Raw genomic sequence first — 23,963 nt, 5'->3', positions numbered from 1 at the left:
CGCCATCAGGCGGGTTTGCATTCACGGGTTCTGTGCTTGCCGGTCCAACGAGGCGATGCACTCGCGCATCTGCTCGCGGCACTGGGCGATGAGCCGGGGCATGTCATCCATGCTCAAGCCAGCGGTAGGAATCGCTGGCAACGACCGTATGAAGATGTCACCGCTGCGCCAGCGATCCAGGCGCATGTGCTTGACGTAGTTGCTCACGCACACCGGGACAATCGGCACGCCAGCGGCAATCGCCATCTGGAAGGCGCCCTTCTTGAACGGCAACAGGTCCGCGCCGAGGTTGCGGGTACCTTCCGGGAACACCCAGATCGAGGTGTCTTCATGTTGCAGCGTGTGGGTGGTGGTCAGCATCGAGCGGCGCGCCCGGATCGCGTTGCCGCGGTCGATCAACACGTTGCCGGCCAGCCAGAACAGCTGCCCGAACAGCGGCACCCACTTCAGGCTCTTCTTGCCGATGCACACGGTGCGGTGCGGCACCACGTTGCCGAACACGAACAGGTCATAGTTGGACTGGTGATTGGCAATGATCACGCAGCTCTGGGGCTTGGCCACCAGCGTGTCGACGTCGGCCCTGACCCGCAGGCGCAGGATCCACATCGCCGGCAGCGCGTACAGCCGGGCGCATAAACGGCTGTTGTCCGGGTTGAACGGGCGGCAGACGCCGAGGATCAACCCCAGCACACCCGCCAGGACAAAATGCAGGCCCATCAAGAACATACGCAGGACAAACAGCATCTACAGGGCTCATTGGGACCAAAAGTTGGCGCAGTGTACGGTTGTGCACTGTTTTCGGCAATTGTCCCTATAGAGGTAGGAGATGGACGACGTTCGCCGTGAGGTTTTCTTCATCGACAAAGAACCGTGGCAAGGGGCTTGCGCCCTCGCCACGGTCCGGGGGCGCCGTTACCCGTGGTATTCCTGATCCAGCAGGATCGCGCTGTCCAGTGCCTCCAACAGGGCCTTGCGAACTTTCAACTTGGTGTTCTTGTGGGCACTCATGTTGAGTTTCTTCAACTGGCGTGCGGCTTCCAGCGCAGCGTTCTGCAGTTCCTGGGCCGGCACCACCTTGTCGAGGAAGCCCGCTCCCACGGCGTCCTGCGGGTTGAACATCTCGGCGTTGATCACCGAGCGGTGGAATGCCGATTTGCGCAAGCGATCCCGGGCCAGCTCGATCCCGGCGTGGTGCATGGTCATGCCGATCTGCACTTCGTTCAGGCCGATGCTGAACGGGCCGTCCACGCCAATACGGTAGTCCGCCGACAACAGCAGGAACGCGCCCTTGGCCACGGCATGCCCCGGGCACGCGACGACGACGGGGAAGGGGTGCGACAACAGCCGCCGAGCCAGGGTCGAACCGGCCGTGACGAGGCTCACCGCTTGTTGGGGACCGGCAGTCATGACCTTCAGGTCATAGCCCCCCGACAGGATCCCCGGTTGCCCGGTGATGATCACCACCGCCCGATCCGTTGTCGCCTGGTCCAGCGCAGCGTTGAACGCGGCAATCACGTCGGGCGAGATGGCATTCACCTTGCCATTATTCAAGCTCAGGGTCGCGATACCGTCGTCGAGATGGTAGGCAATCAGGTCGCTCATCACGCTATTCCTTGTAAGAGAAGTGAGGCAGACGTTACCCACCGCCGCAGGCCAGGTAAAGCGCCGTGACTGACTCACCGGTCAGCCCCGGCATTGCCAAACGGTCTGGCCCGCCTGCCCAGCCTCGCCTGCCTTCCCGGCGTCGCGCCGATCCACACCCGGAGAATGGCCGGTTTGCCATGCCCCAGCGCCTCGAACGGCCCGCATACCTTAACCGCATGAAAATTCTGAAAAAAACCTTTGCCATCGGAAAGCCTTTCGACTACATTAGCGCGCCTCGACAGACTGAACAGTTTGCCGAGACACGGTGAAGTGTCCGAGTGGCTTAAGGAGCACGCCTGGAAAGTGTGTATACAGGAAACTGTATCGAGAGTTCGAATCTCTCCTTCACCGCCACATTCTGCAAACACAAACCCCTGATTTTCCTGGAGAAAGTCGGGGGTTTGTGGTTTTTGGCGTCTGGAAAAGGCGATACGGGAATGTCCTGTAGTTGTCGGGATCGACCGGGCCTGCGGATCGCTATTTCATTTCAACGCCAACACGGCCTCAAATTGAGCGCTGGTTGACTCGGGAGGACAGCTGTTCGGCTGATTCCTTGCGTTCTGAATAACGGTCTACCAGATGGTCTTTCTGATCGCGCAACAAGACTGTGAACTTCACCAACTCCTCCATCACATCGACAATCCGGTCGTAGAAAGGGGAAGGCTTCATCCTGTCATTGTCGTCAAACTCCATGTAGGCCTTTGGCACCGAGGATTGGTTCGGGATGGTGAACATGCGCATCCAGCGGCCCAGTACGCGGAGCTGGTTGACGACGTTGAATGACTGGGACCCACCGCAAACCTGCATCACTGCGAGCGTCTTGCCCTGGGTAGGCCGAACCGCACCAAGCGCCAATGGAATCCAGTCAATCTGTGCCTTGAATACGCCGGACATCGCGCCATGGCGTTCCGGGGAGCACCAGACCTGGCCCTCCGACCACTGCATGAGATCCCGAAGCTCTTGCACTTTGGGATGGTCCACTGGGACGTCATCCGGGAGGGGCAAGCCGGTCGGATTGAATATCCGCGTCTCAGCGCCGAAATGCTCAAGCAGACGAGCGGATTCTTCCACTACGAGACGGCTGAAGGAGCGCTCACGAGTCGATCCGTAGAGCAGCAGAATTCGCGGTTTATGGGCGCTTGAGTCGGTTGTGGCCAGATTGGAGTGGCACAAGCCTGTATCCAGATTGGGCAGTTGGTTCGTCATGGTGCCTCCCCGCTGAACCTAAAGGGTGCCGATTCGATCAAGCTCTTGCTTGATCTCGTCGCGTGAGATGCTGGTGAAAGGGATACGAAAAAACGCTTCGCAGCGTCGCTCGATGCGAGCCAGGGTCGCGTCAAAAGCCGCATCGATTTGCGCTTCATCGCCATGAACATCGGAGGGGTCTTCCAAGCCCCAATGGGACTTGATCGCCGATCCAAAGTAGACAGGGCAAGCTTCACCCGCTGCTTTGTCGCAGACGGTGATGACGATGTCCGGAGGGCAACCCTCGAAGGCATCGTTGCCTTTGCTGCCCAAGCCTTGGGTGGCGATGCCGGCACGCTCCAGGGTAGCCAGGCTGCGCGGCAGCACCGTTCCCTTGGGAAAACTTCCGGCACTCACGGCTTCGAAGCCTGCCGGTGCCAGATGGTTGAACAACGCTTCGCAAAGGATGCTCCGGCAACTGTTGGCCGTGCACATGAACAAAACTCGCATGGATAGCTCCTGCCGCACTCGATGCGGGCCTTGGCTTTTAAGGTTGACTGCAAAAACGGAACGCGCGACCCGTGTGGAGGACAGGCTGAGACTCAGCAGCAAGCCGTTTCACGAGCGGGACGTCCATCCATGTTCTGCAAACGCGCGGAGTTGACCTCTAGCCACTCCGCATTTTCCCGCAGGGTCACTTGCAAGACCTCATTGACCCAGGAAGGAAGATTTGGGTTGAGACGGTAGTAGACCCATTGCCCTTGCCGGCGATCCAGTAGCACTGCGCTGCTACGCAGCTGTGCGAGGTGCCGACTGATCTTGGGTTGGCTGTCGTCCATTGCACACATCAGCTCACAGACACAAAGCTCGCCATGGCTGGCAATCAGCAATGTGGCGCGGGCGCGAGTCTCGTCCGCGAGGCATTTGAAAAACTCGGGAGGGGAAATCATCGGTAAGGCCTGTAGATATGCATAGCTGAATATACGTATATCCATATGTTTAGCGCAAGCGACTCCCTCGGACTGTGCGCTAACAATTTGAGGCAATTCAGGCGCCACGTTGCTGATCAAGTTCGTTTGAACCCACAGGCCCGCGGCGCAGGCGGGCCTGCATCGTTATTCCCCCTTAAGCATTGATCCTCGACGCGGGCCTGCGTCGGGAAGAACCCTGGCTGGCATTGTTTCACCGATGAAACTACCCTGACTGCGGTGCCACTGACCACGGAGCTGGAAAATGAAAAGGATGTCTTCTGCCGTTGCCGCGCTGGTGGCGGTCATTGCGTTTTCGACGGCGGTCTGCGCCGAGTCGTCGTCCCTCAAGGCCGCCCGAACCCTCGTCGCCCAGGAACAGATGGGCAGGAACCTGCCTTCGCTTGCACTGTTGGCAGGAAAAAACACCACGACCTACGCGATGATCGCCGAGAAGCTGGGCAACGCACGGGCGAACAGCGCGTTGTCCGAGGAGATCAATGCGTTATTGCCACGGTATCAGCCCAAGTGGGATGAAAACCTCGCGGCCGCCTATGAACAGTCATTCTCCGAACAGGAGTTGTCCTCCCTCGTCGCTGAAGGCCGTGCATCGAAGTACGTCGCGACGGTGAGGGAGCGCCAGGCCGAGATCGGCCACTACATGCAAGCCAGTGCCGCGCCGGTCCTGACGGCGCTGGTCACGGATGCCCTCAAGGCGACAGTGGACAAGAGCATGAACCAGTAGGGCGTCAACGCGAGGGGATCCCTGGCCGATCCCAGTGTCTACTCCAGACATGACACGACGGCCAGGACCTGACATGACGCATCCCCGAATTGGTTTTGCCTGCCAGTACCGGCATCCCGAGCGCGGTCTCTCGACCGGAGAGTTGAAGGGCATCGAGAGCCCGTTCAATCCTCGCACCACCACCTTGCGCTGGATGGACGGGGTGTCGGCGCAGGTGGCCCGCGACAAACTGGTCGAGGTGGTGACACACAACCTCGACGCGCAGTTGCGCTTGATCGCCTACGTGGCCGAACTGCCGCCGACCCTGCGCATGCTGCGCTTGAGCAGTGACCTGTTGCCGTTCTACAGCCACCCCAAGGTGCACGGCTTCTACCTGGACCCGGCCATCCAGCGCCAGCTCGAAAAGGGCTTCGCGTCGATGGGCGGGCTGGCGCGGGCAAGGGACATCCGGCTGTCGTTTCATCCAGGCCAATACTGCGTGTTGGGTTCGGACAAGCCGGCCGTGGTGGAGAACAGCATCGCCGAGTTCGAGTACCACGCCGACATGATCCGGATGATGGGCTACGGGCGTCGCTTCCAGGATTTCAAATGCAACGTGCACATTGCCGGTCGCCTGGGAGGCGAGGGTATTCGCGCCATCTGGCAGCGGTTGTCGGAGGTGGCGCGCCATTGCATCACCTTCGAGAACGATGAAAAAACCTACGGCGTCGACGATTGCCTGCAACTGGCCGACCTGGCGCCCGTCGTGCTGGACATCCACCACTGCTGGATCCACGAGAACGACTACCTGGCGCCCGACTCCCCGCGGGTCGACCGCATCATCGAGAGCTGGCGCGGGGTCCGGCCCACCATGCATTACTCCCAGCCGCCGGAGCGCTTGCAGGCCCTGGGTTTCGATGCCGACCACAAGCTGGAGATGGCGGCGTTGCTGGCGGTGGTGTCCAAGCGTGACCTCTACGGCCATAGCGCAAGGATGTGGAATCACTGGACCAACGCCTATGCGCGCCAGTTCATGGACCGTTTCGACATCATGCTCGAAGCGAAGGACAAGAACCTGGCGGCGCTGGAGTTCGTGGCGCAGCTTGCGCCGTAAAGGCCGGCGACACGAACAGCATCAGGCAACGTCGCAGCAGTATCGAGCAAAAGCTTCTGCGGGCCTGCGGTTAAGGTGTGCTTGAAGACATTCCGCCAACCGCATGCTGTAGGAGCACAATCATGACCCCGTGGATGAGTTCGGCCTTGCGTCTCCAGGCTGTCGCGCTGTACCTGGTCGTTTCGACGGCCACGGCCTGGGCATCGGAAACCCGCCAGGCGGCCAATACCGATCGGGTGCGCCAGGCGTTTTCCAACTGGCAACAAGGCAGGGGGACGGTGTTCGATCTGCTGGCGCCCGACGCCAAATGGACGGTGGCCGGCTCCAGTCCGGTCTCGGTCGTGTATGACAGCAAGGCCGATCTGATGGAGCGCGCCGTGGGGCCGATCTCGGCCCGGCTGGCGACGCCCATCTCCCCCACGGTCCACAGCATCGTGGCCGAGAAGGATGTGGTGGTGGTCCTCTGGAGCGGAGCGGCGACCGCCCTGGATCGCCGGCCCTACAACAACACTTACCTGTGGCACATGACCTTCGAGGACGGACAGGTGACCGATGTCACCGCCTTCCTGGACACCTATGTGCTGGACGACCTCATGCGTCGGGTAACGCCGAAGCCATAAGGCGAGGCGCTAGCGGTCCGGGACGCCGGGCACATCCATGTTGATCTTGCGCCAGGCCGCTTCGGAAAAGCTGTAGACCGAAAAAGCGATCAGGCCCAGCGCCATCACCATCAGCGCCACGGCGCCGGCCGGCAGGTTCTGGAGCGCATCGAGGGCGTCTTTCAGCCCCGGTGGGTCCATGGCCTTGTAGGTCGAGCCGCTGACGATCAGCAGCAGGGCGATCTCGATGAAGACGACACCGCGGGCGACCAGGCCGAAACGCGACACGGGACGCACGTAGCGCATGACCTCTTCGTCGGCGTCGAAATACTTCTCGAACGACGCCTTCCAGCCCTTGATGATGTGCGCGATGCCCACGCCCAGCGGCACCAGGGCGATGACGTAGAGCAACAGGTTCGAGTGATCCCAGGACAGCAGGCGCGCGAGTAGGTCCGGGGTGTGGTCGCCGCCCGAGCCGCTCGAACGCCTGAGGCCGCTGACGAGCAGGCTCAAGGCGAAGAACGCCAGCGCGCCGTTGGCCAGGCCCGCGGCCAGCAAGCCTGCGCGAATCACCCAGCCCTTGAGGTCGTGGCCGTGGTGATCGACGTCGCGGGTGGCTTGCAACACGCGCCAACCGGCGAAGGCGAGCAGCCCGATCACCACCAGTCCCACCAACGCATGGCCGAAGGGTTGGCCCAGCAGCGCCTCCAGGCTCTTGTGGCTGTCTTTCGGGTTGCTCGAGTCCTTGGCCGCCAACAGGGCGAACAGGCCGATGATCAAGTAGATGACGCCCCGCGCGGCATAGCCACCGCGGGCCAGCAGAATCAGGCTCTGGTGTGGGGACATGGGATCGGATTCCGTAACGTGATACAGGAGCAGACCCGGAGGGAGGCGAGGGGTTCGATCGGCCTTGCGCACGCAGCCACATCGTGGGTGCCTCGGCGAGGGCGCCCGCTGGCGCAGGGCTGCCCTTTGTTCCAGTGCCGGGTACTCAAGCGAGATCCAGCGCGATCGCTCCGGCGTCAGAGACGGTCGGCATCGACCACGGCCTTGGCGAAGGCTTGCGGGTCTTCTTGCGGCAGGTTGTGGCCGATACCGCCGCTGATCAAGCGGAACTCGTATTTGCCGGTGAAGCGCTTGGCGTAGTCCTCGGGCGCCGGGTGCGGTGCGCCGTTGGCGTCGCCTTCCAAGGTGATGGTCGGCACGCTGATGGCGGGCGCCGTGGCGAGTTTCTGCTCCAGGGCGTCGTAGCGGGTTTCGCCCTTGACCAGCCCGAGGCGCCAGCGGTAGTTGAAGACGGTGATGTCGACATGGTCGGGGTTTTCCAAAGCCTTGGCGCTGCGGTCGAACGTGGCGTCGTCGAACGCCCATTTCGGCGACGCGGTTTGCCAGATCAGCTTGGCGAAATCGTGGGTGTTTTTCGCGTACCCGGCGCGGCCGCGATCGGTGGCGAAATAGAACTGATACCACCACTGCAACTCGGCCTTGGGCGGCAGCGGGTTCTGGCCGGCCGCCTGGTTGCCGATCAGATAGCCACTGACCGAGACCAGGGCCTTGACCCGTTCCGGCCACAGGGCCGAGACGATGTCCGCCGAGCGCGCGCCCCAGTCGTAGCCGCCGAGCACGGCTTGCTTGATCTTCAACGCATCCATGAAGTCGATGACGTCGCTGGCCAGTGCAGCCGGCTGGCCATTGCGCAGGGTGTTGGCGGACAGGAACCGGGTATCGCCATAGCCACGGGCATACGGCATCAGCACCCGATACCCCTTGGCGGCCAGCAGGGGCGCGACCTCGTCATAGCTGTGGATGTCGTAGGGCCAGCCGTGCAGGAGAATCACCACCGGCCCATCGGCCGGGCCGGTTTCGGCGTACGCCACGTCCAGCAGGCCGGCCTTTACATGCTTCAGCGGGCCGAAGGGCGAGGGCGCTGCTTGGGTGACGCTCGCTTCGGTCGCGGCCGATTGCGAGGCGGTTGCCGATTGCGCGTTGGCCGCGCCGAGCGCGCCGAACAGGGCAAGCGCCAAGATCGACGAGCCGAACAGGTGACGCTGGGGTGTGCTGTGTTGCGATGCCTTCTTCATGTGATGCCTCCGTCGCGTGCCATGGCCAGGGACTGATCGTGCCCCCTTCAAACCGTGGAGGCATTTGAACGCGACGAGGTATCCGGGCTGTGTCGGGCAAGGGGCCTGGATGAAAGGTTATGTACCGGGACGCCTGCCTGATACAAAGGGATACAGGCACACAGCCCCTTCACTGGGGTCAAGTGTTCAACGGCAACTGTGGCGTATCCGGATTCAACTGCTGTTTCCTGAACTGTCCCGGCGGCTGCCCGTGGATCTGGCGAAAGCGCCGCGAGAAATAGGCCTCGTCGGCGAACCCGCACAGGCGCGCCACTTCGCCCACCGGCCGCGTCCCGTTGAGCAAGTAATTGCGCGCCGCATGCATCCTTCGCTCCAGCACCAGCTCGGTGAACGTCTTGCCGATTTCCTTGCGCAACCAGTGGGTCAGGTAGGTGGGGGAGAGGTAGGTCGCGGCGGCCACCTTGATCAGGTTGAGGTCCGGGTCGGCAATGTTCTTGCGCAGGTATTCGGACATGCGGCCCAGCGCGTCGCGACGGCTGACTTCGGCGGCATTTTCCTCGGCCAGCCGCTTGAGCGGCTCGGCATACAAGGCACAGACGCTGCCGATCAATTGCAGCAGCAAGCCCTTGAGCATCTCCCGAGTGCCGAACTGACGGTGTTCATCGAGCACGCGCATCTGCTCGATCAGGTGGCAGATCCGGGCGAAATCCTCATCGGCGAGGATGAAGTCCAGGTGTTCCTGGAAGCGGAACGGCGACAGCTCCGGCGCCAGGAGAATCGAGACCTCTTCCAGGTCCATCGGGTCGCATTGCAAATGCGGCAGCAGGAAGGTCTGGGAAAAGTTGATCACGATGAAATTGCTGTTGGCCGGGTGCGGGATCACATGGACGCGGTGGGGCAGGATGAAGGCCAGGGTGTTGCGTGGGAACGGCCGTTCGACGTTGCCGATGTGCTGCACCGTGTCGCCACCCAGGTTGATCTGGATCTGGAAGTATTCATGTCGATGGGGGCTGGTTTCGGCGCGCCGGCCCTTTTTATCGCGGATGTAGAAGTCCGTCAGTTCGCTGCGTTGCTGCATGACATAGGTGGGGACTCGGCTCGGTGCTGGCATCTCCTGGAATCCTCGGCAGGTGCGTGGCGGTGAGGGCGATTGTGACGGTGCATCTGCCGGATTTTCAAGAAGTTATACGATGAGGTGCGGGCGGCTGCGGATTTTCTCGCTCGCTGGGCCAAAGGCGCGTGTCCAAAACCAGAAAGGTCGTTTCTGTAAATTTTTACCTTTAAAAACATACGTTTAAATCTATTCAGGAAATGCCGAAAGAAAACCGACCGGTTTGAATTTTCTTGGACAAGGCCCATCGTCGCCGGGCTCTTCGGAAAAAACGTTCTAACGCTTCGGTTGATTTTGAATGGTTGTACGACCACTGTGGGGCCACGCAACCCCGACCTACATCCAAAAACAATCCAGAGGTGCGCTCATCATGAAGAGGTTTCCCTTGTCCGCTGATCCCCCCAAGGGTTCCCCCGGCCACACCGGGTCCCCGGTGCCTTCGATCGCCTGACCCAGCTGTTCGCGTTTCCTTCCAGTAGCGATTGTGCTGCCCCGACATCGAGGGCAATGGCTTCGGCTGCTCGTAGACATTTCGACGCTTCTAACAATAACGAGGTCCACCCATGTCGAATTCCCACACTTCCCAGACCGCCGCCGCGCCGGTGATCGCCACCGCCCGGGACGCCGCAGTGCCCGGGCGACTGCCGTCGCGCCGGCGCTGGTTCATGCTGTCGCTGTTGTTGATCGCGACCATCATCAACTACATCGACAGGGTCAACATTTCGATTGCCGCCCCGTTCCTGGCCAAGGACCTGGGCCTGGACAAGATCGAGATGGGCCTGATCTTTTCCGCCTTCGCCTGGACCTATGCGCTCGCCCTGGTTCCCGCCGGGTTCATTGCCGATCGCTTCGGTTCGCGGTTCACCTACGGGGTGTCGTTGATCAGTTGGTCGAGCGTCACCGTCTGCCAAGGGTTTGCCACCGGCTTCGCCTCGTTGTTCGGCCTGCGCCTGGCGGTCGGGGCGATGGAAGCACCGGCGTTCCCGGCCAACAGCCGGGCGGTCACGGTGTGGTTTCCGGCGCGGGAGCGGGGCATGGCGAGCAGCATCTACGTCTGCGGCCAATACCTGGGCACGGCGCTGTTCACCGGCGCGTTGTTGTGGCTGGCTACGACCTACGACTGGCGGCATGTCTTCTACAGCACCGGCGCCCTGGGCATTGTCTTCGGGGTGGCGTGGCTGTACCTCTATCGCGATCCGATGAACTGCAAGAAGGTCAGCCAACAGGAACTGAAATACATCGAAGCCGGGGGCGGGCTGGTCAAGAGCAGCCAGGAGCGCACCCGCTTCAACTGGCGGCAGATCGCCGAGCTGTTCAGCTATCGGCAGGTCTGGGCGATCTGCATCGGCAAGTTCGCCAGCACCTCGGCGCTGTACTTCTTCCTGACCTGGTTCCCGACCTACCTCATCGAAGAACGCCAGTTGACCATGATCAAGGCCGGGATCTTCGCCGTGCTGCCGTTCGTGGGCGCGACCGTCGGCATCCTGCTGGCCGGGATCATTTCCGACCTGTTGATTCGCCGCGGCTATTCGCTGTCCTTCGCCCGCAAGCTGCCGCTGGTGGTCGGCTCGATGCTGGGCATGTCCATCGTGCTGGTGAATTTCACCGATTCGAACCTGATCTGCATCGCCATCCTGACCGTTGCGTTCTTCGCCCAGGGCATTGCCTCGTCCTCGTGGGCGGCGGTGTCGGAGGTGGCACCCAAGGAACTGATCGGCTTGACCGGCGGCATCACCAGCCTGGCGGCGAACATCGGCGGCATCGTCACGCCCATCGTGATCGGCGCCATTGTCCACAGCACCGGCTCGTTCGCCCTGGCCTTCTGGTTCATCGGCGGCGTTGCGCTGATGGGCACCTTGTCCTATTCGTTGCTGCTCGGGCGCCTGTATCGCATCGAACTCAAGACACGCTGAGCCAAGAAAACCGTTTTTCTCCAAGACGAGGCGGCATTCCTCCAACTTCGCCAGGGATCGCCGCCGTACGCTGACGCTACCAAGAGGACTTTTACCAGGATGAACATGCCCGAGTACGTCTTTACCCCGGACCTGCCAGTGACCTTGCCGGTGGTCGGCACTGCGCAACGCTTTCCCGTCGCCCGTGTGTTCTGTGTCGGTCGCAACTACCCGTGGCCAGACACCCAGGGCCAGAACCGTCAGCCGCCGGTGTTCTTCATGAAGCCGGCCAGCAGCGTGATCGACGCGATCGGTGAAGTGCCCTATCCGCCAGTGACGGAGGAATTCGTCCACGAAATCGAACTGGTGGTGGCCATCGGCGAGGGCGGCGCGAATATTCCCGAGAGCCAGGCGCTGGCCTATGTCTGGGGCTACGCTGTCGGGCTCGACCTGACCCGGCGTGATGTCCAGCGCAGGGCCAAGCGCAACGGCCTGCCCTGGGAAGGCGCCAAGGTGTTCGAGGCCGCGGCCCCGATGACCGCCATCGTGCCGGTCTCGCGGGCGGGGCACCCCGAAGGCGAACTGTGGCTGAACGTCAACGGCGAGGAGCGCCAGCGCGACAGCCTCGACAGCCAGATCTGGTCGGTCAGCGAAGTGATCAGCCGGATCTCCCAGTCGGTGGCGCTGCGGGCCGGCGACCTGATCATGACCGGGAGTCCGGCCGGCGTCGATCTGCTGCAACCGGGCGATGTCATCAACGCCGGGATCGATGGCCTCGGCCAACTGGAAATGCGCGTTGGCCAGCGACCTTGAGTCCTGCCCGCGTCAACTGATTCGAGAAAGGAAAGAATATATGTCCAACCCATTGAAAGTGGCTTTGGTGACCGGTGCGGGCAGCGGGATCGGTCGTGCGGTAGCCCTGGGGCTGATGGCTGACGGCTACACCCTGGTCTTGGCGGGCCGGCGGCCGGAACCGTTGCAGGCGCTGGTCGAATCGGCGGCGAGCGAGGGGCTCCAGGCCTTGGCGGTGCCCACCGACGTGCGCGACCCGGCCAGCGTCGAGGCGCTGTTCGCCACCATTGCCGAGGTCTACGGGCGCCTGGACGTGGTCTTCAACAATGCCGGGGTCAACGCGCCGGCCGTGCCGTTGGATGAGCTGACGTTCGAACAGTGGCGCAACGTGATCGACACCAACCTCAACGGCGTTTTCCTCTGCGCCCGTGGTGCCTTCGGCCTGATGCGCCGGCAACATTCCCAGGGCGGGCGGATCATCAACAACGGCTCGATTTCGGCCCACACCCCGCGGCCGTTCAGCAGCGCCTACACCGCCAGCAAGCATGCGGTGCTGGGGCTGACCAAATCCCTGGCGCTGGATGGGCGCGAATACAACATCGCCTGCAGCCAGATCGACATCGGCAACGCCCTCACCGAGATGTCGGTGCGCATGACCAAGGGCGTGCGCCAGGCCAACGGCAGCATCGCGGTCGAGCCCATGGTGGACGTCAAGCATGTGGCCGACGCGGTGCGCTACATCGCCGGCCTGCCACTGTCGGCCAACGTCCTGAACATGACTGTCATGGCCACCGCCATGCCGTTTGCCGGTCGCGGTTGAGCATGGGCAGCACCGCACTGGAACCGATTTTCCCCATTCGCTACACGAGGTCCACATGAAGCCAGAAGTCTTGCAGCTCAGCCCGATCCTGATCCCTGAAATCAACACCCGGCTCAACGAGCTGTTCACGGTGCGGCGCTATTTTGAACAGGCCGACAAACCGGCGTACTTGCAGGCACACGGCGCCAACATCCGCGGGGTCATCACCGGCGGGCATACCGGCATCAGCCGGGCGATCATGGAACAACTGCCCAAGCTGGAAGTGGTGGCCGTCAACGGCGTGGGGACCGATGCGGTTGACCTGGCCTATGCCAGGGATCGCGGCATCCGCGTGACCGCCACCATCGGCGCGCTGACCGAGGACGTCGCCGACCTGGCCATGGGTCTGTTGATCGGCGTATGCCGTGGCCTGTGCACCGGTGACCGCTACGTGCGCTCGGGCCAATGGCCGCAGAGCCCGACACCCTTGGCACCGTTGCCGCTGGCGCGCCAGGTCTCCGGCATGCGCATCGGCATCGTCGGCATGGGCCGGGTCGGCCGCGCCGTGGCGATCCGGGCGGCGGCCTTCGGGTGCCCGATCAGCTACACCGACCTGCAACCGATGAGCGATGTGCCCTACACCTTCGTCGCCGAGCTCAAGCAACTGGCCGCCGACAGCGACGCCCTGATCCTGGCCGCCGCCGCCGACAACGCCCAGGCCATCATCGACGCCCGCGTGCTGCAGGCGCTGGGCAAGGGCGGCTACCTGATCAACGTGGCCCGGGGCAAACTGGTCAACGAAGCCGACCTGGTCGCGGCCCTGGCGGCCGGGGACATCGCCGGCGCCGGGCTGGACGTGTTCGTCGATGAGCCAAACGTTCCCGAGGCGTTGTTCGCCAATGAGAACGTGGTGCTGCAACCTCACCGGGCCAGCGCGACGCTGCAAACCCGCACGCGAATGGGCGAGATGGTGGTGGCCAGCCTGGTGGACAGTTTTGCCGGGAAAATCCCCCAGGGTTGTGTGACGGGCTGAAGGCCGGGCTACTGGAGGGGGCTCGGGCCCCTGCACTCAGGATCGGGCGACAGCGCCGGATCAAAGCGCCAGGATAGCAGCGGCCAGTTGTTGGTCCGGTATCGAAGGGGCCTTGAGCACCTCTCGAATCCGGACAAATGCCGCCTCGATGCGGGCACCGCGGATTTCGCCGTTGCTGGCGACGAAAGCGGCGGCGTCGTCCTTGGCCGCCAACACAATCTTGTCGTCCTTGAAGGAGCTGCTGGTGCCTTTGCTGGCACTCATGCTCAGGCTCACGGTGAGGTCAGTGGTCATGACGAAGCTGGTGGCGTGGGCCGGGGTGCTTGCCAGGCAGCAGGCCAGGCACGACAGGGCAAACGGATGTGCGGTTTTCATGGAACGCTCGACGCATTGCGGATGGGAGGCGCACCCTAGCAAGCACGGTTCGTGGCAACTTCATGAGCTTTGCAAAGGATTGTTAAAAAGTGCAGCCTGCGACCTCGCGTCCGGTTTACAGTCTTTGACAATTTCACGACAAAGCTGCCGAAGATTGCCGCTCACCTGCCACCTAGCATGGCGCATCCCAATCTCACTGGATGCCGCCATGTCTACTTCGCTTCGCCTGTTGTGTGTTACTTCCGCCTGCCTGCTGCTGCCCGCGTCCGCCCTGCGTGCCGAGGACTGGCATTACAGCCTGAATGCCGGCGTCGCCAGCGCGCCACGCTATAGCGGCGCCACCGAGCGCGCCGTGGCACCGTTGCTCGGCGGTGAAATCACCAGCCCCGGCGGATTCTTCCTGGGTACCGAAAAAGGCCTGGGCTGGGCCACCCAGGGCGACAGGTTCGGTTTCAGCATCTACGTCAATGGCAGTGCCGCTCGCAAGGACCGGCGCTCCGGTTTCAAGGGGTCGGATGAGCTCAATGGCATGGGTTCGATCAAGTCGCGGCCGTTGCTGGGCCTGGACGGCAGTTACCACCTGGGCCCGCTGGTCCTGGGCGCCAACTTCGAGCACGCCATGGAAGAGGACAAGGACGAACCCGATACCGGGTCGGCCTACAACCGCCTGAAGTTGAGCCTGAGCCTGCCGCTGTACAAGGGGCGGATGGGTGAGTGGGTGGGCAGCATCAACAGCCAGTTTGGCGACAGTGATTACCTGCGTACCTGGTACGGCGTCAGCGAAGCCCAGGCATCGCGCAGCCAATATCACGCCTACGGCGCACGTGGCGGGATGTTCAGTCGTGGTGCCGAGTTGACCTGGAAGCTGCCCATCGACGAGCACTGGAGTGTGTCGACCGTGGCGACCGTGGATTACCTGGCGAACGACGCGGCCGACAGCCCGATTGTCGAGCGTCGTTTGCAAAGTGCGTTGGCGACGCAGGTGAGCTACTCGTTCTGAAGACTGGGCCCGCCCGGCGCTTGCTCAGCGTCGGGTGGGCCAGGTCATGCGCAGGGAGGCGCCGCCCCAGGTGGAATCCGACACCTGCGCGCCGCCACCGTGGGATTGCGCGACCCTGCGTACCAGCGCCAGCCCCAGGCCGAAGCCCCCGGTGCGCCGGTCGCGACTGGTATCCAGGCGAGCGAACGGTTCGAAAATTCTTTCCCGCCCGGCCACCGGGACGCCGGGCCCGTCGTCATCGACTTGCAACAGATACTGGTCGGCGCTGCACGACAGCGCTACGTGGACACGTTTGTCCGCATAGCGAATCGCGTTTCGCAGCAGGTTGATCACGGCCCGGGCCATGAAGCGCGGTTCGATGTCGAACGTCTCCACCTCACACGCCACGACGCGAACGTCGATGTCGGCGGCTTCCGCTTCGAGGGTCACGCTGGCGACCACGCTGTCCAGCCAACTGCCGGCTTCGATGCGTTGCGTACTGATGGCCGCCGAACCGTGTTCCAGGCTGGCATAGGTCAGCAGCTCGGACACCATGTCCTCCAGTTCACCGAGGTCTGCGTACATCTCCTCGATCAGTGGACGGGCGCTGGCAGGATCCTGGCATTGCTTGAGCTGGTCGAGTTCGAAGTTCAGCCGGGCGATCGGGGTGCGCAGTTCATGGGACACGGCGTTGGTCAGTCCGCGCTGGTTGGCGATCAAGCCTTCGATGCGCGCCGCCATGAGGTCGAAATGCCCGGCCACGTCACTGATGCTGGAACGTCGGGACATGCGGATCCGCACCGACAGGTCATTGTCGCCAAAACGTTGTGCAGCCAGCCGCAGTTTTTCCAGATCGCGCCAATGGGGGCGTACCCAGATGAACAGCACGATACCCACCAGGACAGCCAGCATCAGGTAGGCGGCGCCAATGTAGAACGGCATCAGGTTGGGCTCGAGTGGCAGCTTGAGGCTCAATAACTGATCGCCGTCGTCGATGCGACTGAGGATGTGCGTGTATTTGTCACGCAGCACCAGTTGATCATGGGCCAGCAGGCTTTTTTCGGCGTCGCTCAACGCCAGCCGGTCGGCTTGCACCAGGGCCAGCTCAAGGCCGTAGTCGGGGCGTAGCGCGTCCAGCTGCTGTTCCCGTTGCTCGCCTGGCACTTCGCGCAAGCGCTCGACCAGCGCATGCGCCTGGCCACGAAACGTCTCCCGGTGGAAGGCTTGCATCTGCCCGTCGAGCAGCGCATCGAAAGTATGTTCGACCGCCTGCATCGCCAGGACCAGGCCGACCGCCAGCACCAGGTACAGGCCGAGGAAAAGGCGCAGCACCTATGACTCCCAGGCGAACGGATTGAAGAGGTAGCCCTTGCCCCAGATGGTCTTGATGCACACCGGTTCGCGCGGATTGTCCTTGAGCTTGCCCCGCAGTTTGCTGATGTAGACGTCGACGCTGCGGTTCAAGCCATCGAAGTCGATGCCTCGCACCTGGTTGAGGATGTCGTCGCGGGACAATGTGACCCCGGCGTTGCTCGCCAGTAGCCAGAGCAGTTCGAACTCCATGGTGGTGAGTTCAACCAGCGCCCCGGCCAGACGGACCTCCCGGCAGGTGCGATCGATGCTCAGCCGGCCGAACTCCAGGGCAGTGCCCACGCTGTTCTGTGGCGTATGGCGCCGTTGCAGCGCGCGCAGGCGCGCGAGCAGGACAGGCGGCTTGATCGGTTTGATCACATAGTCGTCGGCACCGGACTCCAGGCCGAGGATATGGTCCAGGTCGTCCTCCTTGGCGGTAAGGATGACGATCGGTGTATCGCCGAGCGCGCGAAGCTCACGACAGACGTGCAGGCCGTTCTGGCCTGGAAGCATCAGGTCCAGCACCACCATCGTCGGCTTGAAGTCGGTGTATGCGCTCAGCGCGAGGTCGCCGCGGTGCACGGCCTGCACGTCAAAGCCATGCTGCGACAGGAAGTTCGCGATCAATCCACAGAGCTTTTCATCGTCTTCGACCAGCAAGACTTTGCCTGAACCCGCGTCATCCATAATGACCCTTTCCAACCCTGAACGAAGTGCGCGCATTATGCCGTCAAGCGGTTGCCGGGACTATCGTCGGCGGCGACAAAAAGCGCGTGGCCACTGTCAGGGCGCTACCGGGTGGGTGTAGCGTCGCTGGATCCGCTCCAGCTCGCCCGACTGGCGCAACTGCTCCAGGGCCTGGGCCCAGGCGGCGACGACCGTGTCTTCGGAGTCGGGGCTGAAGGCGATGTACAAGGATGAACGATAGACCTCGACGGGTATCTGCCGCAGCCGGTCGGGGGGGATGTTCAACTGGCGGCTGTAGTAGGCCACCCCGGCATCGGTGTCGCCCACGATGATGGTCGTGCGGCCGGCGAGCAACATGCGGTAGAGCTGCAGGCTCGATGTCGCACTTTTATCGAGGTTGCCGAACCCCATCGCTTGCAACCGGGCGGGTACCAGCCCGGCATGCCGCGTGGTGATCTGCGGGACACGCCGCAGTTGTTCCAGGCTGTCCACGGGCGGCGTGCTGCTCAACTGGTAAGGGTGGATGGACTCTTCCACGATCGGGCCGACCCACTTGTACAACGGCTCGCGGTCCGGGGTGCGGAACAGCGAGTACATGATGGTCTTGCCCCGGGTATTCAGCGCCTGGGTGGCGCGCATGCTGGGCACCATCGTCACGTCGAAAGCATCCCCCGTGAGCGCCATGATGGCCCGGACGATTTCCGTGGTCATGCCAGTGAGCTGGTCGTTTTCCTGGTAGTTGTACGGTGCCCATTCTTCGGTCACGACCTGGTACTGCTCGGCCCAGGCCTGCGTGCCGAGCAACAGACAAAACAGCACTGCAGTCGGTGCCGAGTGTTTCACGTAATCACCTGGGGGCCGCTCGCCGTGGCTGGCGGTTTTGATGAAGGGGCCAGGATAAGCATAGACGCAACCAGACCCCATGGCGGCAAACTTCCGCCAACCCACGAGACGCTAGGACAGGGTCCTCAGCCTCGAATACACCCACGCCGCCATCACCACCACGCCCACCAGGACCGGTACGCTTTCGTGCCTGAGCCAGTGCCAGGGCAGCCGTCCGACCTGCAACATGATGGCTCGCCGAACCCGGGCCCAGATCGAGACCCGACCGCCGCTCAGCGCCATCTGGGTGAAATACAGCGTGCCGAGGAACACCACTGGCGGGCTGACCCAGCGCAGCCACGGCAGCGTCTCGGACCAGGCGCAGGCCAGGGCCGCCGGCACTGCGCTGGGGAGCACGTGGCGCAACACCAGCAGCCCGGCGCCTTGCCGGTACCAGCGGCGCGGGACCAGCCTCTGGCTCAGCCACACATCCACCTGCCCGGCCGCAATGGCCACGTAGGTCCAGGCGTAGTAGACCTTGATGCCCAGCCAGAGCAATGCCGGCATCAGGAACGGCATGAGCAGCACGATCAGCGGCTCATCCCGGTTGTCCGGCGTCGCCAGCAGCGACACCATGATCAGCGCGGACAATGCGAACCAGAGAAACAGGCTGACCCCTCGATAGCTGGTGGCCGGCAACCAGTCCCGCCAGTTGTCCAGCGGTTGCAGCCCCAGGCGTTCGGGGACCTCGGGGTATTGGTACTCGATGCTTTCGGCGAGCTGGGTAAAGCGCTGCCAGTCGAGGCCGGTGAAGTGGTCGGCCATGGCCCGCCGGCGGGCGTCGCCCATGGGCTTCAACAGCAAGGCCGCCGCCTGCCCATGGAGTTTATCGGCGTCGAACCGGGCGAGGTCGCCGCGCAGGGTTTCCTCCAGGGCTTGCACCTCGCACTGCCGGATCAGGCGATCCCAGCGCCAGTACGGGCAAGGCAGGTTGCCTTGGTCTTCGTCCCAGCCCATGGCCTTGCACACGCCCTCGAAGAACGCCGGTGACCACTGCGGGGCGGACTCGAGCCAATCCAGCACGCATTGCTCGAACTGCTGGCGGTGCTCGAACGGTACCAGCCACTCACTGTTGAGCCAGTGACGCAGGGCGTCCATGAGCTGGCGTTCCTTGCCTTCGGCCAGCCATTGCTCCATCTGCCCGAGGGACGGCTCCGGAGGCCGGATGGCCGGCGGGATTTCGATCGGTTCCAGGGCCATGGCCGGCGCGGGGATCTCCATCACCTCGGGAGCGGGGGCGATGGGCTCGGCGATCGGGGGCTCGACGATGTCTTCATCGGCCTGCGCACGCCAGCGCGCCTCGGCCAGCGACGCTTCATAGGCCTCACGCAGGCGCTGGAATTCATGCGGGTTTTCGTCCGGACGGTGGACCTTGAGCAGCCGCGCATAGGCGCGCTTGATGCTGCGCTCGTCCGCATCGGGGGTCAGGCTGAGCAATTGCCAGTGGCTCATGGCTCAAACCTCCCGCTCGAAGTGGGCGAGACGCTGGGTGATGTCGCTGCGGGCTTCACGTATCTGGCGTTCGTCCTGGGTATCGAGCATCTGCTGGAAATGGTTCGCCAGCCCGGCGATGTACTCGCGGCCCTCTCCGAGGCTTTCCTGGTACAGGCGGTCAAGCCGGGCGAGCAGCAGGGTGTTGATCTGCTGGTCGCGGGGGTGCACTTTCAGCGCTTCGAGGGCGGCCAGGCGCTGGGCGATTTCCTCGGGGGCCAGCACGCCCGGGTTGTTCTCGATCACCAGCCGGCGGGTCTCGCCATTGATCGGCAGGTGCACCTGGGCTTCGAGCAAGCCGTTGTTGTCGTAGGTGAAGCGCACATCCAGGGTCACTTCACCGGCCTTGCGCGGCGGTACGGGGATTTCCAATTCACCGAGGAAAATATTGTTGCTGACCAGGCGGCTTTCGCCCTGGTAGATGCCGAGCCGGACCACTTTCTGGTTATCGCTGAGGGTGGACACGTTGCGGGACCGGCTCACCGGCACCACGGTGTTGCGCTCGATGATCGGCAGGTAGTGGCCGCTCTGGAAACCGTTCCCCACCTGCATGGACGTCTCGATGCCGAGTGTGTACGGGCAGACGTCGGTCAGGACGACTTCTTCCAGGGACGCATGGCGGGCCTGGAGCGCCGCCTGGATGGCCGCGCCTTGCGCCACCACTTCGTCCGGGTTGAGCTGCATGGCCGGGATCCGCCCGAACAGGGTGGCAACCAGCTTGCGGACCAGCGGCATGCGGGTGGTGCCGCCGACCAGCAATATTTCATCCAGGTCCGCGACCTTGATCCGGGCATCGCGCAAGGCCCGTTCGATCGGTGCGCGCAGGCGGTCCAGCAAGGGTTGGACGATCGCCGCGAGGTCGGCCTGGGTCAGTTCGAGGCTCCATTCGCGGGACTGCTCGCGAAGGGTGAAGCGTGCGGCCTGGGCCTGGCCCAAGGCATGGCGGACCCGCTGCGCTTCGCGCCGCAGGCGCTGGGTGATGGCGGGGAGGGTGAGGTCCGGCAGGTCGGCGGCGCCGATCCTGGCGATGAAGTGCTCCACGAGCAGGTCATCGAAATCCTCGCCACCCAGGAAGTTGTCGCCGGCGCTGGCGCGAACTTCCATGACGCCTTCGAACAGCTCCAGGATCGACACGTCGAACGTGCCGCCGCCCAGGTCGAACACCAGGAACGTGGCTTCGTCTCGTTGTTCGAGACCGTAGGCCAAGGCGGCCGCGGTGGGTTCGTTGATCAGCTTCTCGATCTTCAGCCCCGCCAGTTCACCCGCGATGCGCGTGGCCTTGCGCTGGGCGTCGCTGAAATACGCCGGTACGCTGATCACCGCTTCATGCACCGGCTCGCCCAAGGCTCGCTCGGCGTCGGCCTTGAGGCTGCGCAGCAGCATCGCCGAGAGCTCTTCGGCGCGGTACACGCGGGAGCCGAGCCGGGTCTCGCGGGCGCTGCCCATGTAGCGCTTGAACAGCGACGCGGTGAGCTGGGGGTGGGTATGCAAGCGCTCGCGGGCGATATCACCGACGACCAGCTGGCCCTCGTCGTCGAGGCCCACGACGCTCGGCGTCAGGAAGTTGCCCAAGGCGTTGGGGAGGATCCGCGCCTGTTCGCCATCCCAGGCCGCCACGAGGCTGTTGGTGGTGCCCAGGTCGATACCAATGATCACAGTCACTTTTCCTTAAATGACGCGCCGGGCCATGGAGAGCCCAGGTCGCGGGTCAGTCATAACAGCATGCCGGAGAGACGCAGCGCCATGGCCGGGGTTATCGGCAGCGAAGGCCTGTCGCTTTAACTCGGCCGTCGCTCAACGCCTGTCGGCCAGCGCGCCATTATCCAGAGGTTGGCGAGCAAGCTCCAGTCGTTCGCGGTGAGGACGCGCCAGTCAGGGGCCGCTGCGCAGCCCAGCGGGGATAAATCCCCTCGCCACAAAAGCCTCCTGCTTGCGTATCGTCAGGGGCCGCTGCGCAGCCCAGCGGGAGCAAGCGCCCTCGCCACGGATCGGGGCCAGACGCATTCCCCTGTGGCGAGGGGATTTATCCCCGTTGGCCGCGCAGCGGCCCAAGCACTCGCGTCGCCGCGAAACGGTTCGCCCAGAGGTTGTCCTGGCGAAATTGCCGGATGGTGGCGGGGTCACCCGGGCAGGCGAGTGCCTGGAGGGCGGTTTGACGCAGGTCGGAGTCCCCGTCCACCAACCAGACCCCCGGCGCCTGGCTGCGCAGGGCCATTTCACCGAAGCGGGTGGCGATCACGGGCAAGCCCAGGGCCCGGTATTCGTAGTATTTGATGGGATCGACCGAAGCGGTCAGCGGGTTGCGCTTGAAGGGGATCAGCCCCACCGAAAACCGTGCCATGGCGGCAATGGCTTCGGCATGGGCACACTCGGGAGTCAGCTCGATGTTGGCCGGCAGCGCGCCGGGCGGCGGCGTGAACACGGGGCCGATCAGGCGGACCGGATGGGTCGGGTTGGCCCGGGCCAGCGCGATGACCAGGTCCCAATCGAACCAGTGGCCCATCGTGCCGACGTAGCCGAGTACCTGTTGCTTGCGGCCCAGGTCGAGCCCTTCCACCGGCGCCAGCTGCTGCAGGTCGCAGGCGTTGAGGGCCAGTTCGACGCGCTCAGCCATGCCCCGGTGCCTGTCGTGCAGGGCCGTGGAGGAGACCAGCAGGTGTGGCACGCGTTGAATGAGCTGGGCCTGGCGCCGCGCCATCGACCGCCGGGACAGGCCCTGGTAGAAAGCCGGGAAATCATCCATGGCGTCGTAGATCGCCGGGCTGTCCGGCAGGCGTGCCAGCACTTGCAGCGCCAGTTCCGAAGGCTTGCCGACGCAGATCCTGCACGGGCCTTCGGCGCAAAATTGCGCGACGGTCCTGAACGTCCGGCGCCAGAGCGGCTTGAGTATCAGCGACGCGCCTGGAAGGGGTTCGATGGGCAGCGCCGGCGGCTGGCACAGGTGCAGCCAGGACGGAATGCTGAAGTCGGGCGGGGCCGCCATCGGTTGCTTGCGCCGGAAGTCGTCCAACGCGGGCAAGCGGGTCGGATACGGGTCGATCCACAACACCGGTTCCCCGGTCAGGTCGTGGTACCAGTGGACGAAATGATGGGGGCGCTGGCTGAAGCTTGCCCACGGTACCGGCGACAGGTAGATCAGGCGCATGGCGACAGGTACTGCCTCAGCACTTCGACGATCCGTCCGGCCGCCTGGCCGTCGCCATAAGGGGAGATGCCCCGGGCCATGCCCCGATAGGCTTGGGGATCGTCGAGCAAGCGCTGGGCCTGTTCGAGGATCGCGTCGCGGTGCGGCCCCACCAGCTTGACCACGCCCAGCTCCACCGCTTCCGGGCGCTCGGTTTCCTCACGCAGCACCAGGACCGGTTTGCCCAATGCCGGCGCTTCCTCCTGCACGCCGCCGGAGTCGCTGATGATCAAGTACGCGCGTTTCATGGCCGCGATGAACGGGGCGTAGTCCAGTGGCGCGCACAGCAGGATATTGGGCACCTGGCCGAGCAACGGGTAGGCCACTTCCTTCACGTGGGGGTTGGGGTGGACGGGGTACAGGATCTGGATGTCCGGGTTGCGTTCGGCCAGGCAGCGCAATGCTTGGCAGATATGCTGGAACGGTGCGCCGAAATTTTCCCGTCGATGGGCCGTGACCAGCACCAGGCGTTTGTCGGGGTCCAGTTCGATACCCAGGGGCACGGGACGGGCCGCCGTCATCAACAAGGCATCGATCACGGTATTGCCCGTCAGGATGATGTCGGCCGGGGCGACGCCTTCGCGCAGCAGGTTGTCCACGGCGCCTTGGGTCGGCGCGAAATGCCAGCGGGTCAGCTTGCCGGCGATCACTCGGTTGGCCTCTTCGGGGAACGGGTTGCGGATGTCGCCGGTGCGCAGGCCCGCTTCGACATGGCCGAAGGGAATTTGCCGATAGAAGCACGCCAGCGCCGCGCTCATCACGGTGGTCGTGTCGCCCTGGGCCAGTACGACATCCGGTCGCTCGGTTTTCAGCACATCGTCCAGCGCGTGCAGCAAGCGTGCAGTCAGTGTCGCCAGCGACTGGTCGGGCTGCATGATGTCCAGGTCCAGGTCCGGGGTAATTGCGAAGAACGCCAGCACCTGGTCGAGCATGCCGCGGTGCTGGGCGGTGGCCAGCACCCGGCAGTCGATGCCGTCCTGTGCCTGGAGCGCCTTGATCACCGGGGCCATCTTGATGGCCTCCGGGCGTGTGCCGACGATGCAAAGTACCTTGCGGGTCATTCCTGCAGA

24 protein-coding genes and 1 tRNA gene are annotated in these 23,963 nt (G+C 63.7%); 9 read left to right on the top strand and 16 right to left on the bottom strand.

All coding sequences use genetic code 11. The features are described from left to right. Positions 1–21 precede the first annotated feature (21 nt). The gene (locus Q6A48_RS15910; protein WP_304555052.1) at positions 22–744 is read right to left on the bottom strand and encodes a 1-acylglycerol-3-phosphate O-acyltransferase; all 723 of its coding nucleotides are present in this window, start codon (positions 742–744) and stop codon (positions 22–24) included. A gap of 168 nt (positions 745–912) precedes the next feature. Continuing rightward, the gene (locus tag Q6A48_RS15905; protein ID WP_304555051.1) at positions 913–1,602 is read right to left on the bottom strand and encodes a crotonase/enoyl-CoA hydratase family protein; all 690 of its coding nucleotides are present in this window, start codon (positions 1,600–1,602) and stop codon (positions 913–915) included. A 306-nt stretch (positions 1,603–1,908) separates the two neighbouring features. Between Q6A48_RS15905 and Q6A48_RS15900 the strand changes: the two genes are divergently transcribed. Beyond that, a tRNA-Ser gene (locus tag Q6A48_RS15900) sits at positions 1,909–1,998 on the top strand. Positions 1,999–2,148: 150 nt separating this feature from the next. Here Q6A48_RS15900 and arsH read toward each other — a convergent pair. From arsH to Q6A48_RS15885, 3 genes are all read right to left on the bottom strand, one after another. Further along, positions 2,149–2,850: an arsenical resistance protein ArsH gene (gene arsH, locus Q6A48_RS15895; protein ID WP_304555050.1), complete on the bottom strand. Its 702-nt coding sequence runs from the start codon at positions 2,848–2,850 to the stop codon at positions 2,149–2,151. Positions 2,851–2,868: 18 nt separating this feature from the next. Continuing rightward, positions 2,869–3,339: an arsenate reductase ArsC gene (locus Q6A48_RS15890; RefSeq protein ID WP_304555049.1), complete on the bottom strand. Its 471-nt coding sequence runs from the start codon at positions 3,337–3,339 to the stop codon at positions 2,869–2,871. A 92-nt stretch (positions 3,340–3,431) separates the two neighbouring features. After that, a complete protein-coding gene (locus Q6A48_RS15885; RefSeq protein WP_304555069.1) occupies positions 3,432–3,779 on the bottom strand; it encodes a metalloregulator ArsR/SmtB family transcription factor in 348 nt (115 codons plus the stop codon). Positions 3,780–4,062: 283 nt separating this feature from the next. Here Q6A48_RS15885 and Q6A48_RS15880 point away from each other — a divergent pair, with 283 nt between their 5' ends. From Q6A48_RS15880 to Q6A48_RS15870, 3 genes are all read left to right on the top strand, one after another. Next, a complete protein-coding gene (locus Q6A48_RS15880; protein ID WP_304555048.1) occupies positions 4,063–4,542 on the top strand; it encodes a hypothetical protein in 480 nt (159 codons plus the stop codon). 73 nt (positions 4,543–4,615) lie between these two features. Further along, positions 4,616–5,635: a UV DNA damage repair endonuclease UvsE gene (gene uvsE, locus Q6A48_RS15875; RefSeq protein WP_304555047.1), complete on the top strand. Its 1,020-nt coding sequence runs from the start codon at positions 4,616–4,618 to the stop codon at positions 5,633–5,635. A gap of 122 nt (positions 5,636–5,757) precedes the next feature. Then, complete coding sequence (locus tag Q6A48_RS15870; protein WP_304555046.1) at positions 5,758–6,255, top strand: nuclear transport factor 2 family protein; 498 nt, start codon at positions 5,758–5,760, stop codon at positions 6,253–6,255. A 9-nt stretch (positions 6,256–6,264) separates the two neighbouring features. On the opposite strand, the gene Q6A48_RS15865 is transcribed toward Q6A48_RS15870, so the two are convergent. From Q6A48_RS15865 to Q6A48_RS15855, 3 genes are all read right to left on the bottom strand, one after another. Further along, positions 6,265–7,080 (bottom strand): DUF1206 domain-containing protein, encoded by an 816-nt coding sequence (locus Q6A48_RS15865; RefSeq protein ID WP_304555045.1) that lies wholly within the window; start codon positions 7,078–7,080, stop codon positions 6,265–6,267. A gap of 176 nt (positions 7,081–7,256) precedes the next feature. Further along, entirely contained in the window at positions 7,257–8,315 is a 1,059-nt protein-coding gene (locus tag Q6A48_RS15860) for an alpha/beta fold hydrolase (protein WP_304555044.1), read from the bottom strand. A gap of 178 nt (positions 8,316–8,493) precedes the next feature. Then, the gene (locus tag Q6A48_RS15855) at positions 8,494–9,426 is read right to left on the bottom strand and encodes a helix-turn-helix transcriptional regulator (RefSeq protein ID WP_304555043.1); all 933 of its coding nucleotides are present in this window, start codon (positions 9,424–9,426) and stop codon (positions 8,494–8,496) included. A 563-nt stretch (positions 9,427–9,989) separates the two neighbouring features. Here Q6A48_RS15855 and Q6A48_RS15850 point away from each other — a divergent pair. From Q6A48_RS15850 to Q6A48_RS15835, 4 genes are all read left to right on the top strand, one after another. After that, on the top strand, positions 9,990–11,339 hold the full coding sequence (locus Q6A48_RS15850) for an MFS transporter (RefSeq protein ID WP_304555042.1): 1,350 nt from the start codon (positions 9,990–9,992) through the stop codon (positions 11,337–11,339). A 99-nt stretch (positions 11,340–11,438) separates the two neighbouring features. After that, complete coding sequence (locus Q6A48_RS15845) at positions 11,439–12,131, top strand: fumarylacetoacetate hydrolase family protein (protein ID WP_304555041.1); 693 nt, start codon at positions 11,439–11,441, stop codon at positions 12,129–12,131. A gap of 40 nt (positions 12,132–12,171) precedes the next feature. Continuing rightward, positions 12,172–12,930: an SDR family oxidoreductase gene (locus Q6A48_RS15840; protein ID WP_304555040.1), complete on the top strand. Its 759-nt coding sequence runs from the start codon at positions 12,172–12,174 to the stop codon at positions 12,928–12,930. 55 nt (positions 12,931–12,985) lie between these two features. Continuing rightward, positions 12,986–13,942, top strand: coding sequence for a 2-hydroxyacid dehydrogenase (locus Q6A48_RS15835; RefSeq protein WP_304555039.1), 957 nt, complete (start codon positions 12,986–12,988; stop codon positions 13,940–13,942). A gap of 60 nt (positions 13,943–14,002) precedes the next feature. Here Q6A48_RS15835 and Q6A48_RS15830 read toward each other — a convergent pair whose 3' ends face one another. Next, positions 14,003–14,317: a DUF2388 domain-containing protein gene (locus Q6A48_RS15830; RefSeq protein ID WP_304555038.1), complete on the bottom strand. Its 315-nt coding sequence runs from the start codon at positions 14,315–14,317 to the stop codon at positions 14,003–14,005. Positions 14,318–14,525: 208 nt separating this feature from the next. Between Q6A48_RS15830 and Q6A48_RS15825 the strand changes: the two genes are divergently transcribed. Continuing rightward, complete coding sequence (locus Q6A48_RS15825; protein ID WP_304555037.1) at positions 14,526–15,317, top strand: MipA/OmpV family protein; 792 nt, start codon at positions 14,526–14,528, stop codon at positions 15,315–15,317. A gap of 24 nt (positions 15,318–15,341) precedes the next feature. Here Q6A48_RS15825 and Q6A48_RS15820 read toward each other — a convergent pair whose 3' ends face one another. From Q6A48_RS15820 to wecB, 7 genes are all read right to left on the bottom strand, one after another. After that, positions 15,342–16,628 carry an ATP-binding protein gene (locus Q6A48_RS15820; protein ID WP_304555036.1) on the bottom strand — a complete coding sequence of 429 codons (1,287 nt, stop codon included), beginning with the start codon at positions 16,626–16,628 and terminating at the stop codon, positions 15,342–15,344. Next, a complete protein-coding gene (locus Q6A48_RS15815; protein WP_304555035.1) occupies positions 16,629–17,336 on the bottom strand; it encodes a winged helix-turn-helix domain-containing protein in 708 nt (235 codons plus the stop codon). It lies immediately after the preceding gene. Between the two features lie 96 nt (positions 17,337–17,432). After that, on the bottom strand, positions 17,433–18,179 hold the full coding sequence (locus Q6A48_RS15810) for a substrate-binding periplasmic protein (RefSeq protein ID WP_304555034.1): 747 nt from the start codon (positions 18,177–18,179) through the stop codon (positions 17,433–17,435). A gap of 111 nt (positions 18,180–18,290) precedes the next feature. Further along, positions 18,291–19,670 carry a J domain-containing protein gene (locus Q6A48_RS15805; RefSeq protein WP_304555033.1) on the bottom strand — a complete coding sequence of 460 codons (1,380 nt, stop codon included), beginning with the start codon at positions 19,668–19,670 and terminating at the stop codon, positions 18,291–18,293. Positions 19,671–19,673: 3 nt separating this feature from the next. Continuing rightward, positions 19,674–21,365 (bottom strand): Hsp70 family protein, encoded by a 1,692-nt coding sequence (locus Q6A48_RS15800; protein WP_304555032.1) that lies wholly within the window; start codon positions 21,363–21,365, stop codon positions 19,674–19,676. A 367-nt stretch (positions 21,366–21,732) separates the two neighbouring features. Continuing rightward, positions 21,733–22,854 carry a glycosyltransferase family protein gene (locus tag Q6A48_RS15795; RefSeq protein ID WP_304555031.1) on the bottom strand — a complete coding sequence of 374 codons (1,122 nt, stop codon included), beginning with the start codon at positions 22,852–22,854 and terminating at the stop codon, positions 21,733–21,735. Beyond that, positions 22,845–23,954, bottom strand: a complete 1,110-nt coding sequence (gene wecB, locus Q6A48_RS15790) for a non-hydrolyzing UDP-N-acetylglucosamine 2-epimerase (RefSeq protein WP_304555030.1) — start codon at positions 23,952–23,954, stop codon at positions 22,845–22,847. The genes Q6A48_RS15795 and wecB overlap by 10 nt, the downstream gene beginning before the upstream one ends. Positions 23,955–23,963 lie beyond the last annotated feature (9 nt).

Source organism: Pseudomonas citrullilanati, assembly GCF_030580855.1.
In the GTDB taxonomy this organism is placed as follows: Bacteria; Pseudomonadota; Gammaproteobacteria; order Pseudomonadales; family Pseudomonadaceae; genus Aquipseudomonas; species Aquipseudomonas citrulli.
Note: the sequence above shows the minus strand (reverse complement) of the source record. Positions and strands in the feature narration are given on the sequence as shown.

Coding starts and splice junctions, on each gene's coding strand:
- Q6A48_RS15825 (WP_304555037.1), top strand. CDS start 14,526: ATGTCTACTTCGCTTCGCCTGTTGTGTGTTACTTCCGCCTGCCTGCTG.
- Q6A48_RS15845 (WP_304555041.1), top strand. CDS start 11,439: ATGAACATGCCCGAGTACGTCTTTACCCCGGACCTGCCAGTGACCTTG.
- Q6A48_RS15855 (WP_304555043.1), bottom strand. CDS start 9,426: ATGCCAGCACCGAGCCGAGTCCCCACCTATGTCATGCAGCAACGCAGC.
- Q6A48_RS15815 (WP_304555035.1), bottom strand. CDS start 17,336: ATGGATGACGCGGGTTCAGGCAAAGTCTTGCTGGTCGAAGACGATGAA.
- Q6A48_RS15795 (WP_304555031.1), bottom strand. CDS start 22,854: ATGCGCCTGATCTACCTGTCGCCGGTACCGTGGGCAAGCTTCAGCCAG.
- Q6A48_RS15910 (WP_304555052.1), bottom strand. CDS start 744: ATGCTGTTTGTCCTGCGTATGTTCTTGATGGGCCTGCATTTTGTCCTG.
- Q6A48_RS15850 (WP_304555042.1), top strand. CDS start 9,990: ATGTCGAATTCCCACACTTCCCAGACCGCCGCCGCGCCGGTGATCGCC.
- uvsE (WP_304555047.1), top strand. CDS start 4,616: ATGACGCATCCCCGAATTGGTTTTGCCTGCCAGTACCGGCATCCCGAG.
- arsH (WP_304555050.1), bottom strand. CDS start 2,850: ATGACGAACCAACTGCCCAATCTGGATACAGGCTTGTGCCACTCCAAT.
- Q6A48_RS15840 (WP_304555040.1), top strand. CDS start 12,172: ATGTCCAACCCATTGAAAGTGGCTTTGGTGACCGGTGCGGGCAGCGGG.
- Q6A48_RS15860 (WP_304555044.1), bottom strand. CDS start 8,315: ATGAAGAAGGCATCGCAACACAGCACACCCCAGCGTCACCTGTTCGGC.
- Q6A48_RS15885 (WP_304555069.1), bottom strand. CDS start 3,779: ATGATTTCCCCTCCCGAGTTTTTCAAATGCCTCGCGGACGAGACTCGC.
- wecB (WP_304555030.1), bottom strand. CDS start 23,954: ATGACCCGCAAGGTACTTTGCATCGTCGGCACACGCCCGGAGGCCATC.
- Q6A48_RS15835 (WP_304555039.1), top strand. CDS start 12,986: ATGAAGCCAGAAGTCTTGCAGCTCAGCCCGATCCTGATCCCTGAAATC.
- Q6A48_RS15865 (WP_304555045.1), bottom strand. CDS start 7,080: ATGTCCCCACACCAGAGCCTGATTCTGCTGGCCCGCGGTGGCTATGCC.
- Q6A48_RS15880 (WP_304555048.1), top strand. CDS start 4,063: ATGAAAAGGATGTCTTCTGCCGTTGCCGCGCTGGTGGCGGTCATTGCG.
- Q6A48_RS15905 (WP_304555051.1), bottom strand. CDS start 1,602: ATGAGCGACCTGATTGCCTACCATCTCGACGACGGTATCGCGACCCTG.
- Q6A48_RS15805 (WP_304555033.1), bottom strand. CDS start 19,670: ATGAGCCACTGGCAATTGCTCAGCCTGACCCCCGATGCGGACGAGCGC.
- Q6A48_RS15830 (WP_304555038.1), bottom strand. CDS start 14,317: ATGAAAACCGCACATCCGTTTGCCCTGTCGTGCCTGGCCTGCTGCCTG.
- Q6A48_RS15870 (WP_304555046.1), top strand. CDS start 5,758: ATGACCCCGTGGATGAGTTCGGCCTTGCGTCTCCAGGCTGTCGCGCTG.
- Q6A48_RS15890 (WP_304555049.1), bottom strand. CDS start 3,339: ATGCGAGTTTTGTTCATGTGCACGGCCAACAGTTGCCGGAGCATCCTT.